Below are 14,402 nucleotides of genomic sequence, written 5' to 3' on the forward strand. Positions count from 1 at the left end.
TCGGAGGCGTAGATGATGCCCGCCTCCTTGAGCGTGTTCGGGTCATCGCCCCAGCGGTCCAGGATGGTGGCCAGCCGTTCGGGCACCTTGGAGGCGCACATGCCGGTCATGCGCCGGACCGACGCGGCGTTGGTCACCGGCATGATGCCGGCCTCGATCGGCACGTCGATGCCGGCGGCATGCGCCTTGTCCAGGAACCTCAGGTAGTCGGCGTTGTCGTAAAACAGCTGGGAGATCAGATGGCTGGCGCCGGAGTCCACCTTGACCTTGAGCCAGTTGATGTCCTCGTCCAGATCCCGGGACTGCGGATGGCATTCCGGGTAGCAGGCGCCGTACACGGTCATCTCCGGATGGGTCCGGCGGATGTAGCGGGTCAGGTCGCTGGCGTGCTCGAACACGCCAGCCGGCTCGCGCTCGGGGTTGCGGTCGCCGCGCAACGCGAGCACGGCGGCGACCTTGGCCTGCGCGAACATGTCCAACGCCTCGTCGGCCTGATCGCGGTCCAGATACTGGGCGGTCAGATGGGCGACGGCGGGGATGCCGTATTCGGTGCGGATCGTGTTGGCGATGCGCGCGGTGATCGTGCTGTCCGACTGCTTGCCGGTGCCGTAGGTCACCGAGATGAATGCGGGATCGACGCCGTGCAGGCCGTCGAGCGTGTCGTAGATCGTGCCGATCGGCGCGGTGCGTTTGGGAGGGAACACCTCCAGGGAGAACAGCGGCTTGCTCATGGTGAACGACTCTCCTATGTCGGGGCCGGCATCCCCAGGGGATCACCGGCCCGAAACGAGATGGTGCGGTACGATGCGCCGGTCAGCGGGCGGCCAGCCTGGCACGGACGATGCGGGTGGCCTCCACCATGTTCTTCAGGCTTGGCCAGGTCTCCTCGTTGCCGCGGGTCTTCAGTCCGCAGTCGGGGTTGATCCACAGCTTGCCGGCGTCCACCTTGGTCAGGATCTCGTCGATGCGTTCCTCGATCTCGTCGACCGAGGGGATGCGCGGGGAATGGATGTCGTAGACGCCCGGGCCGGTTTCGGTTTCGAAATGCGCGTCATGGATGGCGTCCAGCACCACCAGGTCGGCGCGCGAGGCCTCGAAGGAGATCACGTCGGCGTCCATCGCGTCGATGTCGCGGATGATGTCGTTGAACTCCGAATAGCACATGTGGGTGTGGATCTGCGTGGTCGGCTGCACGGCCGCGTGCACGAGCCGGAACGCGGGGATCGCCCAATCCAGATACTTCTTGTGCCAGTCGGACTTGCGCAGCGGCAGTTTCTCGCGCAGCGCGGCTTCGTCGATCTGGATGACGCGGATGCCGGCCCGCTCCAGGTCGAGCACCTCGTCCCGGATCGCCAGCGCCAGCTGCCTGGTCTGCAGTTCGTTGGAGACGTCCTCGCGCGGCCACGACCAGTTGAGAATCGTCACCGGACCGGTGAGCATGCCTTTGACCACATGGTTCGTGCGGCTCTGCGCGTACGAGCTCCAGGCCACGGTGATCGGCTCGCGGCGCGAGACGTCGCCCCAGACGATCGGCGGCTTGACGCAGCGGGTGCCGTAGGACTGCACCCAGGCGTTCCGGGTGAACAGGAACCCGTTGAGCCGCTGGCCGAAATACTCCACCATGTCGTTGCGCTCGAACTCGCCGTGCACGAGCACGTCGAGCCCGATCTGCTCCTGCCAGGCGATGACCTGATCGATCTGCGAGCGGATGAACGCATCGTAATCCTCGCGGCTCAACTCACCCTTACGCAGGCGGGCACGCGCGGCGCGCACCTCGGCGGTCTGCGGGAACGAGCCGATGGTGGTCGTCGGCAGCAGCGGCAGGTGCAGGGCCTCACGCTGCAGCCGCTGGCGCTCGGCGCGGGCGGGCAGGCGGGTCGCGTCCTCGTCGGTCAGCGCGGCCAGACGGTCGGCCACGGCCCGGTCGGGTTCGACGCGCGTGCCATCGAACAGCGCCTGGTTCTCACGCAGGAGGTCGGAGGCCTTCTTCGCCTCCTCGTCGGCGTCGGACAGGTCGGCGACCGCACGCAGCTCGCCGAGCTTCTCCACCGCGAACGCGAAATGCCGGAGCACCTCATCGCCCAGACCGTCCTCACCGGCGGTGCTGAACGGCACATGCAGCAGCGAGCAGGCGGTGGCCACGGCCACATTCGGCGTGACCTGCCGCAGCGCGTCGACCAGCCCCAGGCTCGCCGCGTAGTCGTTGCGCCAGATGTTGCGGCCGTTGATGACCCCGGCGAACAGCGTGGTCGACTCCCCCACGCCGTAACGGCCGACGGCCTCCAGATTCTCGTCCCGGCCCTCGACCAGATCCAGTCCGATGCCGTCGAAGCCCAGCAGGCTCACGGTCTCGTACACGTCGGCGATATGGCCGAAATACGTGTTAAGCAGCACCTTGACGCCGCCGGTGCGGGCGGGCAGGATCTTGGCGTACAGCGTCTTGAACAGTTCGACGTCGCCGTCCTCCTTGTCCAGCACCAGATACGGCTCGTCGAACTGGACCCAGGTGGCGCCGAGCGCGGCGAAGCGGGTCAGGATCTCGGCGTAGACGGCGGCCACGGCGTTGACCAGACCTTTGTCGAGCTCCAGCGGCTCGGCCTTGGCGTTGCGCGCGAGCTTCAGGAACGTGTAGGGGCCCACGAGCACCGGCTTGGTGTGGATGCCGAGCGCCTTGGCCTCCTCGAACTCATCGAACGGCTTGGTGCCGTTGAGATGGATGTCGGTGGCGCTGTCGATCTCCGGTACCAGGTAGTGGTAGTTGGTGGTGAACCACTTCTTCATCGGCAGGGCCGTCACGTCGCCCTTGGGCCCCTGATAGCCGCGGGCCATCGCGAACAGCGTGTCCTCGGGGTTCTCGAAGGCCAGACGGTCATAGCGCTGCGGGATCACATTGAGTAGGATGGCGGTGTCCAGCACCTGATCGTAGTAGCTGAAGTCATTGCTCGGGATCAGATCGATGCCGGCCTCGGCCTGCAGCCGCCAATGGCGCTCGCGCAGCTCCTTGGCGGTGGCGCGCACCTGGTCCAGACCGTGCTTGCCTTTCCAGTAACCCTCGATGGCCTTCTTCAATTCGCGGTCGCCGCCGATGCGGGGAAAGCCGGAAACCGAGGTGAGTGTGGACATGATGCCTCCTGACCGTTGACGATGGCGCTTGCGTGTCCGGGTCCCCGAATGTTCCCGGACCGTCGCGCGCGCCGGATGCGTTCGCTATCGTGTTGCGGTCAGCCTATCAGAGAAGTTCAGGATATAAGTCATCAGCTCGATTTGAGTGTCGTTATAAACCAGGTTTATACCCTAATCTACTGCCCAGCCTCGGCTTGCTCCGTCCGGACTCTGGTTTCTTGTGACTCCGTTTCCCATGCTGTGGACCCTCGTGACAGGTTTTCTGTGACTCTGATACATCGTGACCGTGACACATGTCTCCAAAACGTTGGAATTTCACGGTTTTGGAATATTGCGCCACGATCGGGATGCATCACAGTCACGAATCAGTCGAAGTCCTTGGGGGTGAGGACGGCCAGGAGGTGGCCAGTGCGGATCTGCCAACGCTCGAACGGCTCGTCGGAACCGAAGATCACCACGCCGGCGGTGGACAGGCCCAGGTTGAGCAAATCGAGCAGGGACGGATCGGAATCCGCGGAGGCCAGCCACTGACAGCTGATCGACACGGTCGGCTCATGCCCGAGCACCATCAGCACCCGATGCTTGCCCTTGGTCTGCGCGATCTCGTCGAACACGGCCTGCACGCCGTTGTCATACAGGCTCTGGCGGTAATCCACCGTGGGATGGTCGCCGAAGGTCTTGAGCATGCGCTCGCAGGTCTGCAGAGCGCGGGCCGCGCCCGAACAGGCGATGCGGTCCGGGACGAGTTTGAGCTCGGCCAATCCCTTGGCCACGGTCTTGGCCTGTTTGAGGCCCTTGTCGGTCAGGTTCCTGTCACGGTCGCTGGACTTGCCCAGGGATTCGGCCTTGGCGTGGCGCATCACGATGAGGATATGCCGGTATTCCTTGGCCGCCTTGGCCACTTTCTTGAGATTGACTCCCACTGCCCCGTCCTTCCATGGCCGGCGGGACGCCGACCTTCACCACTCACCATTCTTGCAGATTGCGCCACGCGACCCGCATCCGGACACGGCTTTTGCACAAACTACGTCGCCGGTGCGGCATGGCCACGCAATCGCGCAACTACATGAGCGCGCCGGCACCGCCCGTCACGCCGACGTCGGAACCGCCGACATCCGTCGCGTCCGCAGCGCCTTCCGTGTCCGGCAACGCGGCCACCTGCGCGTCGAGGTCGCGCAGCACCTTGCGCAGCTTGCGGTCGGAGATGTCGCGCAGCTCCAGCTCCTCCAACTGCGCCGCGCGTTCCTCGGCGGTCATCTCGTCGATGTCGCTGGTCGTGTCCTTGGCCGGGCGTTCGCGCTTCTTCAACGCCTCGAACCCCTCCGCCATGGCGCGCGAGACCACCAGGAACCCCGTGTGCCCGATCATCTGATGGTCCGGGCGCACGGCCAGCCCCTGCACCTTCCAGTTGCGTTCCAGCGTCTCCTGCACGTCCGGCTCGGTCCACACGCCGGTCTCGCGCAGGGCCTCGGCGAGCCGGCTCAGCTGGGTGGTGGTGGTGACGTAGCAGATCAGCACGCCGCCCGGGGCGATCACGCGGTACGCCTGTTCGAGTCGATTCCACGGGTCGAGCATATCGAGCATGATGCGGTCGAAGGAATGCTCGGTCAACGTGGCGGCCACCGAGTCGAAGTCGCCGGTCAGCAGGTTCCACCACTGCGGCCGGGACCCGTAGTACACGGTGGCGTTGGCCTCCGCCACGCGGGCGAACTCGCCGCGCATCTCGATGGTGGTCAGATGCCCGGTCTCCCCCACGGCGTCCAGCAGGTTGATGCTCATCGCGCCGGAGCCGGCGCCGGATTCGAGCACGGTCATACCGGAGCGAATGTCGCCGAGCTGGATGACCTGGGCGATGTCCTTCGGATACATGATCTGCGCGCCGCGTGGCATGGAGAGCACGTAGTCGGCCAGGCGCGGGCGCATGACGGCGAACTGCCATCCGCCGATGGCGCGCGCGTCCTTCCACGGCTTGCCGGCGTCGCGCTCCGGATGCTGCGCGTTAATCTGAGCCTCGCGTTTGGCGCTGACGGTGACGGTGACGCTGCCTTCGGGTCGTCCGATCACCTCATCGTGCAGGATTAGACCGTGTTCGGTCTGCGTGGTGCCGCCCGGCACCAGCTGGTCGGTGATCTTCTTGCCCCGGCGGTCGGTGAACTGCACCTTCTCACCCGCCTGCAGCGGCCCTCTGCGCATGCGCGTCCTTTCCTCGTGGCTGATTCCTCACCCGAGCATACCGATTGGGGCGGAATCGGCCCACATGCGCCGCATCCGGCGACGTTTCATGCGTGGTGAACATCGGAAACGTCCTGGAAGCTGCCTTCGTGCCCGGTCGACATGCATTCAGTATGGGAATCAGTGATTCAGTTGGAAACTGAACCGGGTATAAGCGGGACCGGACACGCCTTCATGCGGCGTATCCGGGCCCGAATCGTTCAACGGTTTCCAACTGAAGGCGGAAATCACCTACCGAAGGAGTCAGTCGTCCTCGATGTTGTCGCCGTTCGCGAACTGCGCCTGGTACAGGTTCGCATAGGCGCCGCCCTTGGCGAGCAGCTCCTCGTGGCGCCCCTGCTCCACGATCGAACCGTGGTTGACCACCAGGATCAGGTCCGCGTCACGGATCGTGGACAGGCGGTGGGCGATCACGAAGCTCGTGCGCCCCTCGCGCAGATGGTTCATCGCCTGCTGGACCAGCACCTCGGTGCGGGTGTCCACCGAGCTGGTGGCCTCGTCCAGGATCAGGATGTCCGGATCGGAGAGGAACGCGCGGCAGATGGTCATCAGCTGGCGTTCGCCCTGGCTGAGCTCGGCGGTTTCATCCTTGAGTTCGGTGTCATACCCGTCGGGCAGGCGGCGCACGAACTCGTCCACATGGCAGGCCTTGGCGCCTTCGATCATCCGCTCCTCGCTGATGGTCTCGCCCTCGTGCAGGCCGTAGAGCAGGTTCTCGCGGATCGTGCCGTCGAACAGCCAGGTGTCCTGCAGAACCATGCCGAAGTGCTGACGCAGATCGTGGCGGGTGATGTCGCGCGTATCCACGCCGTCGATGGTAATCGACCCGCCCTGGATCTCGTAGAAGCGCATGAGCAGGTTGACCAGCGTGGTCTTGCCGGCGCCGGTCGGGCCGACGATGGCGATCGTCTGGCCGGGCTTGGCCTCCAGCGAAAGATCCTCAATCAGCGGTTCGGCCGGATCGTAGCTGAACTTGACATGGTCGAACCGCACCAGACCCTTGACATCCTTGATGTCCTGGGTGCGCTCGCGTTCGGCCACCTCCTCGGGCTCGTCCAGGAACTCGAAGATGCGTTCGGCCGAAGCCAGGGAGCTCTGCAGGATCGTGGCCATCGAGCTCAACTGGCCGAGCGGCTGGGAGAGCTGACGCGAATACTGGGAGAACGCCTGCAGGTCGCCCAGCGTCATCGTGCCGGAAAGCACCTTGAGTCCGCCGACGACCACCACGATCACGAAGTTCAGGTTGCCGAAGAACTGCGTGACCGGCATATTGATGCCGGCGATCAACGTGGCCATGAACGAGCTGTCATACAGCTCGCGGTTGCGGCGGTCGAACTCGTCGATCGTCTCGTCCTCCTGTCCGTAGGCGCGGATCACCATATGACCGGAGAACATCTCCTCCACCTGGCTGTTGACCTTGCCGGTGGCATCCCACTGCCGGATGTAGTACGGCTGCGACTTGCGGATGATGAAGTACGCGGCCGCCAGCAGGAACGGGATCACGATCAGCGAGATGAGCAGCAGCAGCGGCGAGATCGTGATCATCATGATCACGGTGCCGATGATCGAGAACAGGGCGAAGATGAACTCGCCCAGCACCTGCTGGAGCGACTGGCCGATGTTGTCGATGTCGTTGGTGGTGCGGCTCATCACCTCACCGCGGGGCACGCGGTCGAAGTAGCTCAGCGGCAGATGATCGAGCTTGGCCTCGATCTGCTGGCGCATGCGGTAGACCGCGTTGGAGACCAGACGGGTCAGCGTCCAGCCCTGGATCCAGCGCAGCGTGACGGTGCAGAGGAACACGCAGGCGGTGATTCCCAGGATCATCGCCACCTTGCCGAAGTCCACGCCCTGACCGGGGTGGATGTCCATCGAGGAGACCATGTCCACCATGCTGCCCTGGCCGTTGGCCTCAAGGGCTGCGATGGCCTGCTCCTTGGTGGTGCCGGCGGGCAGCATCTTGGAGATCACGCCCTCGAACAGCACGTTCGTGGCCTGGCCCATGATCTTCGGGCCCAGCACCATGGTGGTGGTGGCCAGTCCGCAGGCGATGATGACGACCGCCACGCGCAGCTTGTCGGCCAGGATGTACTTCACCAGACGCTTGAGCGTGTGGCTGCGCGGCTTCGTGGTCGTCGGAGCCGTGGTGGTTGCGTTGCCGCGTCCATGTCCGGGCATCAGTCCACCTCCTCGTTCTTCAGCTGCGAGTCCGCAATCTGACGGTACGTCTCGCAGTCCCGCATCAGTTCCTCGTGCCGGCCCATGCCGACGATCCTGCCGTTCTCCATCACCATGATCTGGTCGGCGTCCATCACCGTGGAGATACGCTGCGCCACGATGATCACGGCCGTTTGCCGGGTGATCGGCTTCAGCGCGTCACGCAGCGCGCGGTCGGTGGCGAAATCGAGCGCCGAGAACGAGTCGTCGAAGGTGAAGATCTTCGGATCGCGCATGATGGCGCGCGCGATGCACAGACGCTGGCGTTGGCCACCGGAGAAGTTCGTGCCGCCCTGGGCCACCGGCGCGTCCAGGCCCTCCGGATTCTCCCGGATGAAGCCGTCCGACTGGGCGATTTCCAGCGCCTTCCACATCTTGGCCTCGTCGGCGTTGCGGTCGCCGAACTTCAAGTTGCTGGCCACCGTGCCGGTGAACAGCAGGGCCTTCTGCGGCACGGTGCCGAACAGCGCGGCCAGCTCGTGCGGATTGTATTCGCGCACGTCATGGCCGTCGACCAGGATCTGGCCTTCGGTCGCGTCGAACATGCGCTGGGCCAGACGGATGATCGTGGACTTGCCCGAACCGGTCGAGCCGATGATCGCCAGGGTCTTGCCCGGTTCGAGCGTGAAGTTCACGTCGTCGAGCACCGGTTCCTCGGCGCCCGGGTAGCGGAAGGAGACGTGGCGGAACTCCACGACGCCCTTCGGATCGGTCGGATGGTACGGATGCTCCGGTGCGGTGATCGACGAGGTCGTGTCGCACACCTCGTTGATGCGCTTGGCGGAGACCATCGCGCGTGGGATCATCACCGACATCATCGCCGCCATCATCAGGCTCATCAGGATCATCATCAGGTACTGGATGAACGCCTGCAGGCTGCCGATCTCCATGCCGCCGGCGTCGATGCGCTTGCCGCCGAACCACATGATCGAGATGTTCGACAGGTTCATGATGAACATCATCAGCGGCATCATCAGGCTCATCAGGCGGCCGACGCCGACCATGGTCTGGCGCAGCTGGGAGTTGCCCTTCTCGAAGCGTTCCGCCTCGGTGGCCTCACGGGTGAACGCGCGGATCACGCGCACGCCGGTGATCTGCTCGCGCACGATGCGGTTGAGGTTGTCGAGACGGTCCTGCAGCTGGCCGAACAGCGGGCGCATGCGGCCCATCAGCAGCATGGCCACGATGAAGATCACCGGGATGATGACCACCAGCAGCCAGGTGAGCGTGGCATCCTGCTTGATGGCCAGGATGATGCCTCCCAGGAACATGATCGGCGCCTGCAGGATGACGGCGAAGCCCTGGTAGAACATCATCTGCACCTGCAGTACGTCGTTGGTGGCGCGGGTGATCAGCGAGCCGGCGGAGAAACGCTCCACCTCCTGCAGCGAGAAGCCCTCCACCGCCTTGAAGTAGTCGCGGCGGACCTCATAGCCCAGGCGCATCGCCAACCGGGACGAGAAGTACGTGGCCACAATGGCCGCGGCGACCTGCAACAGGCTGAAGCCCAGCATGATCGCGCCGTAGCGGTAGATCTCCGAGCTGGAGCCCGAGGCGACGCCCTTGTTGATGATGTCGGCGTTCAGATTCGGCAGGTAGAGTGCCAGCAGCGCCTGCGCGATCTGGAAGACCATCAGCGCCAGCACCTGCCACTTATACGCTTTGAGATAGTGCGTCATGATGCGGAACATGCGTCATTCAACTCCTTTCCTTACGTCGTGTCGTCCAGTGAATCGAGACCAGACTACACACACGTAAGGAACTATCTTTCACCGTAAGCTATATTGCAATGTCCACTCCGGAATCAGCTGAGGACACGCAGCGCTGTGCCACTGGACTCTGACACATTGCGCCATATCCCGTGCGGCGTCACCCATGGGTTAGTGAATTCGTTCCCGGCCGTCAGCGCGCGAACGCGGACCAGCGGCCGTTGGCGTGCGTCACGTCCAACGGCAGCCCGAACACGGCTGTCAGGCGTTCCGAGGTGAACCCGTGTTCCAGGTCGCCGGTGTACACAATGGTGCCGGGTGAAGGATTGTTGCCCGCCACGTTCGCCTTGTAGGCGTCGGCCTCGTCGCCGCTCATGCGTCCCATGACGGCCACATGGTCGAAGCCGGTCGGAATCTCCTCCAGACGGTGCGTGACCAGCAGCACGGTACGGTCGGTGTCCTCGGCGCCGATGCGGCTCAACGCCCGCAGCGCCAGTTCGCGGCCGCCCAGGTCCAGACCCGTGGTCGGCTCGTCGAGGATCAGCAGGTCCGGGTCGGCCATCAGCGCACGGCAGATCAGCACGCGCGTGCGCTCCCCCTCCGAGAGCTTGAACATCTGCTTGCCTTCCAGATAGGCGATGCCGAACTCCTCCATCAGCCCGCGCGCCTTGGCGAAATCCTCCGCCGTGTACTCGTCGCGCCAACGCCCCGTGGTGGCGGTCAACGCGGTCACCACCGCGTCCAGCGGGTCCTCGTTCGGCGGGAACGCGCGGGACAGTTCGGCCGAGCTCAAGCCGATGCGGTTGCGGTAGGAGAACACATCCACTTTGCCCAGACGGTTGCCGAGGATGTCCACGGTGCCCGAGGACGGGAACCCGCGCGTGCTCATCATCTGCACCAGGCTGGATTTGCCGATGCCGTTGGGGCCGAACAGCACCCATTTCTCGCCACGACGAATCTCCAGATTCACATCCGCCAGAATCACACGGCGTTGACGACGGAACTCCACCTGCGAAAGCTTCAATGCGATCTCGTTATCGGTCATAGGTTCACTGTACGCCGAGAAATCAGGTGTATGGAGGTCGGCGGCCAACATGAGGACAAAAAGAGATTCGCCCTACCTCGGGATTCGGATGTTCCTTGGCTGAAAGCCGCCAAAGTTTTTCCATATCTCGAAGTAGGGCGTACCGTGGTCAGCGATCACTCGCCGAGGATCTTCTTGTAGACCTCGATGGTGGCGTCGGCGATCGACTCCCAGCTGAACTTGTCGCGGGCGCGCGCGTAGCCGGCCTCGCCCATCTTCTTGGCGAGCTCCGGGTCGCGCATGATCCTGTTGATCGCGTCGGCCATGTCGTGCACGAACTTGTCCGGGTTGGTGGGGGTGCCGGTGCCGTCGTGCAGCTGGTCGATCGGGACCAGGTAGCCGGTCTCGCCGTCCACCACGACCTCCGGGATGCCGCCCGTGGCGCTGGCCACCACCGGCAGGCCGCAGGCCATGGCCTCCAGGTTCACGATGCCCAGCGGTTCGTAGATCGAGGGGCAGATGAACGCGTCGCAGCCGTGTTCGAGGGCGTTGAGCTCCGGCTTGGGGAGCATCTCCTCGATCCAGATGATATTGCCGCGCTCCTCGTCCAGCTTGGCGAAGGCGGACTTGACCTCCTCCATGATCTCCGGGGTGTCCGGGGCTCCCGCCGCCAGCACGACCTGCACGTCCTTGTCCACGAAGTGCAGCGCCTGCAACAGATACGGCAGGCCCTTCTGACGGGTGATGCGGCCGACGAACAGCAGCGTCGGCTTGCTGCGGTCGATGTGGTAGCGGTCGAACACGCCCCAGGCCGGATCATCGTCGGCCGGGGTGGCGAAGTCGTCCATCGTGATGCCGTTGTAGACCACGTACACCTTGTCCGGGTCCACGTTCGGGTAGGCGGCCAGGATGTCCTCCTTCATGCCGCCGGAGACGGCGATGATGCCGTCGGCGTGTTCATAGGCGTCCTTCTCCGCCCAGGAGCTCAGGTTGTAGCCGCCGCCGAGCTGCTCCTTCTTCCACGGGCGGAACGGCTCCAGGCTGTGCGCGGTGATGACCAGCGGCACCTCGTGCAGCTGCTGGGCCAGACGGCCGGCCAGACAGGCGTACCAGGTGTGGGCGTGGATGATGTCGGCGTCGACGTCGTTGGCGATCTGCAGGTCCACGCCGAAGGTCTTGAGCGCGGCGTTCGCGTCCTTGAGTTCGGCCGGGGTGTCATAGCCGACGACCTTGAGGCTGCCCTTGGGGTCGTCGCCGGGGATGGCCGGCACGTCGGCCTCGGTACGCGGGCCGTCGAAGGCGCGCACGGTCACGTCGATGCGCTCGGCCAGCACCTTGCTCAGCTCCTCGGCGTGCACGCCGGCACCGCCGTAGACCTTGGGCGGATACTCGCGGGTCAGGATGTCAACCTTCATCGAATCACCTCTCTGTGGGATGGGTTTCATGTCGTCTTCATCATACCGCGTCGGACGGGAATCCTTGGAAGCGCTGGAGCCACGTGAGGCCACGGCGGGTCGCAGACGTGTCTCGGACGGAATCCGGAAACAACGCCGTTCACCGGCCGGTGTCGTCCTGCTCGGGCTCAGGCCGACTGTTCCACCACGCGAGGACGGCGGTCTCGGCAAGGATGAGGGGCAGCGGGATGAGCCACCACCAGCCTGTATCACCGAATTCGGGCGATGGCGCGATGATCCAGGGATGTGCCCCAAGCCAACCAAACAGCAGGGCCAGCGCAGAGCCCACGCCCATGGTCACACCCAGGGGCGCGAACAGACGCATGAGCTGCGGACGGTCGGCGCCGAACTCCCCCAGTGTGCGGCGTAGCCGGGATTGGGAGTGGCGCGTGGAGGCGGCCAGGGCAGCGAAGATCAGGGCGGCGCCGATCCCGGTGAGCGTGGGCATGGCGATCGCGCGGGCCTGGTAGGAGCGCAGGGAGGTTGTGTCATGTTCGGTGATGAACGCGTATCCGCACCGGTTGATGATTTCGGAGCGGATCGCGTCGCGCGTGCCGGAGGCGATCGAGGGGAAGTCGGTGATGACCAGCGTGCGTTGGCTGCCGGGCGTGATCCCGAGCTCGAGGGCCTGGGGCGAGCCGATGCCCAGGACGAGACCGGGCATCGTCTGCGCGTCGAGCAGCGGGTCGGCGCCCTCTATGCTCACGCGGGCCGAGCCGACGATCGACTGGTCGGACGGGTCTATCAGAATGACGCCCGTGGTGCCGTCCTCGTCCGTCTGGTCGTCGCGGGCTCGGCCGGCCAGGGGCGAGTCGGGGTCGACGAGCGCGACGATGGTCTCGTTGATCAGACCGTTCCCCGAGCCGCATGCGAAGTCGTCGAAGCCTTGCCTGACGACGCATTCGTAGTACTCGGCCGACGTGGCGCGGACCAGGTGTTCGGATTCGTCGGGCGTGACCAGCACGGTCGCGCCGGCCATCGCGTCGGGGTATTCACGGGCCAGGTAGTCCACGTCGCGTTGGCTGAGGTAGTTCGCGATGAACAGGCCGTTGTCCGGGCCGCCGGTGGCGAGCATCATCTGCCCGCTGAACCAGGAGCCGGCCGCCAGGAGCAGGAGGGCCAGCGCGCATGCGGGCGCGGCCAGGGTGCGTTGGCGGCCCGTCGCGCGGCTTGTTGCCGGCGTGCGGGCCAGCCACGGCAGCGACGCGAGCAGCGCGCCCGTCGCGGCCCCGCCCAGCAGCGCGCCCATGACCCCGCCGAACGCCCATTCGGCCGCATGGTAGCGTTCGATGGCCACGCACGCGAGGGCCAGCATGATCGCGGCGGGCACGGCGTGCCACGGCCAGGCGCGTCCCGGGGCGGGTGCCATGCCCGCGCGCGGGGGCCGGTGGAACAGGACAGGCCAGGAGATCGCGGTCGAGCAGGCCAGCGTTGCGGCCACGAACGCGATTCCGGCCAGCGATTCCGGGGAGAGGGTCCAACGCCAGTACTGGCCGAACCAGGCTCCGATCGTGCCGTGCGCCGCGGCGAGCACGGCGTAGCCCGCCGCGATCCCGACCACGGTGCCGGGCAGCGTGCAGGCCAGCAGGCCGCGGAACACCGTCCAGCGGGCCTCGCGCCCGGGGAACCCGCACGCCATAAGCGCGTCCACGACCATGCGCCCGTCGCATGGGCCTGCCCGGTGGAATGCGACAGCCGTCGCGGTGAGCACGCACACGGCAACGGCGAACAGGACCAGCCCGTACCACCGGTAGCCGGGCAGGTCGCGCGAGCGCGCGGACTCCTCGGCGCGGCGCACGCTCGATTCCAGACGACCCACGGCCACGCTGCCGGTGCCGGCCTCCGCGGCGACGACGCCCGACTCCGGGATAGACGGGTCGTCGGTCAGCCACAGGCCCGATCCCGCCAGCGCGTCCGGCGCGGTCACGGCCGCGGCCCATACCGCGCCGGCGTCCGCGGGGTCGACGGCCAGCCCGACAAGCGAGTACACGCCCGGCAGGCCCGCCGCGTCGTCGCATCCGACCGTCACCGTGTCACCGGGGACGGCTCCGATCTGCCCGGCCGCCGCCGGCGACAGCGCGATCTCGCCCTCACGTTCCGGCTGCCGGCCCTCCACCAGCGTGCCGTACCGGGACGGGCCGGTCAGGAACGACACCTCGCTCACGGTCCGACGCGTTTGCCCACCGGCGTTCACGCCCAGCGATCCGCGCGCGGACAGCGCCGCGACCGCCGTCCCGTCCGCGACATGCCCCGCCATCACGGCGGCCACCTCGCCGCTGCCGCCCGACACCTGGTACGCGTACCCGCCGAACCGGCCGGCCGCGCCCTCCCGAACCGCGCCCATGTACGCGTTCAAACCGCCGAGCACCACGACCGGCAGCAACGCGCACAGCAGCGACGCGACGAACAGCAGCGCGGCCGGCATCCGATGCGCGCGCAGGTATCCCGTGGTCGCCCGGCCTGTCGCGCTCATGACTCCACCAGCCCGTGCTCGCGGATGCGCAGGACCCGGTCGCATGCGCGAGCCACCACCGGGTCGTGCGTGGCAACCACCACGACCGCGTCCCGCTCTCGCGCGATATCCGCCAGCAGATCGGCCACCACCATCGTGTTCCCCTCATCCAATGCGCCGGTCGGCTCATC

9 protein-coding genes are annotated in these 14,402 nt (G+C 65.9%); all 9 read right to left on the reverse strand.

Annotation, left to right across the window (positions count from 1 at the left end):
* On the reverse strand, positions 1 to 731 hold a 731-nt coding region (locus B4C31_RS08070; protein WP_291532045.1), incomplete at its 3' end, for a methylenetetrahydrofolate reductase.
* Between the two features lie 82 nt (positions 732 to 813).
* Positions 814 to 3,123: a 5-methyltetrahydropteroyltriglutamate--homocysteine S-methyltransferase gene (gene metE, locus B4C31_RS08075; RefSeq protein WP_291532046.1), complete on the reverse strand. Its 2,310-nt coding sequence runs from the start codon at positions 3,121 to 3,123 to the stop codon at positions 814 to 816.
* Positions 3,124 to 3,488: 365 nt separating this feature from the next.
* Positions 3,489 to 4,046, reverse strand: a complete 558-nt coding sequence (locus tag B4C31_RS08080; RefSeq protein ID WP_291532047.1) for a SixA phosphatase family protein — start codon at positions 4,044 to 4,046, stop codon at positions 3,489 to 3,491.
* Between the two features lie 139 nt (positions 4,047 to 4,185).
* Positions 4,186 to 5,316, reverse strand: a complete 1,131-nt coding sequence (locus B4C31_RS08085; RefSeq protein ID WP_291532048.1) for a tRNA (adenine-N1)-methyltransferase — start codon at positions 5,314 to 5,316, stop codon at positions 4,186 to 4,188.
* Between the two features lie 282 nt (positions 5,317 to 5,598).
* Entirely contained in the window at positions 5,599 to 7,533 is a 1,935-nt protein-coding gene (locus tag B4C31_RS08090) for an ABC transporter ATP-binding protein (protein ID WP_291532049.1), read from the reverse strand.
* Positions 7,533 to 9,263: an ABC transporter ATP-binding protein gene (locus tag B4C31_RS08095; protein WP_043168889.1), complete on the reverse strand. Its 1,731-nt coding sequence runs from the start codon at positions 9,261 to 9,263 to the stop codon at positions 7,533 to 7,535. Before B4C31_RS08095 ends, B4C31_RS08090 begins: the two co-directional genes overlap by 1 nt.
* Before the next feature lie 211 nt (positions 9,264 to 9,474).
* The gene (locus tag B4C31_RS08100) at positions 9,475 to 10,326 is read right to left on the reverse strand and encodes an ABC transporter ATP-binding protein (protein ID WP_291532050.1); all 852 of its coding nucleotides are present in this window, start codon (positions 10,324 to 10,326) and stop codon (positions 9,475 to 9,477) included.
* 155 nt (positions 10,327 to 10,481) lie between these two features.
* Positions 10,482 to 11,720 carry a glycogen synthase gene (gene glgA, locus B4C31_RS08105; RefSeq protein WP_291532051.1) on the reverse strand — a complete coding sequence of 413 codons (1,239 nt, stop codon included), beginning with the start codon at positions 11,718 to 11,720 and terminating at the stop codon, positions 10,482 to 10,484.
* Positions 11,721 to 11,859: 139 nt separating this feature from the next.
* Positions 11,860 to 14,232: a hypothetical protein gene (locus tag B4C31_RS08110; RefSeq protein WP_291532052.1), complete on the reverse strand. Its 2,373-nt coding sequence runs from the start codon at positions 14,230 to 14,232 to the stop codon at positions 11,860 to 11,862.
* Positions 14,233 to 14,402 lie beyond the last annotated feature (170 nt).

Origin of the sequence: Bifidobacterium sp. UBA4282 (assembly GCF_002394995.1) — a bacterium.
In the GTDB taxonomy this organism is placed as follows: Bacteria; Actinomycetota; Actinomycetes; order Actinomycetales; family Bifidobacteriaceae; genus Bifidobacterium; species Bifidobacterium pullorum_B.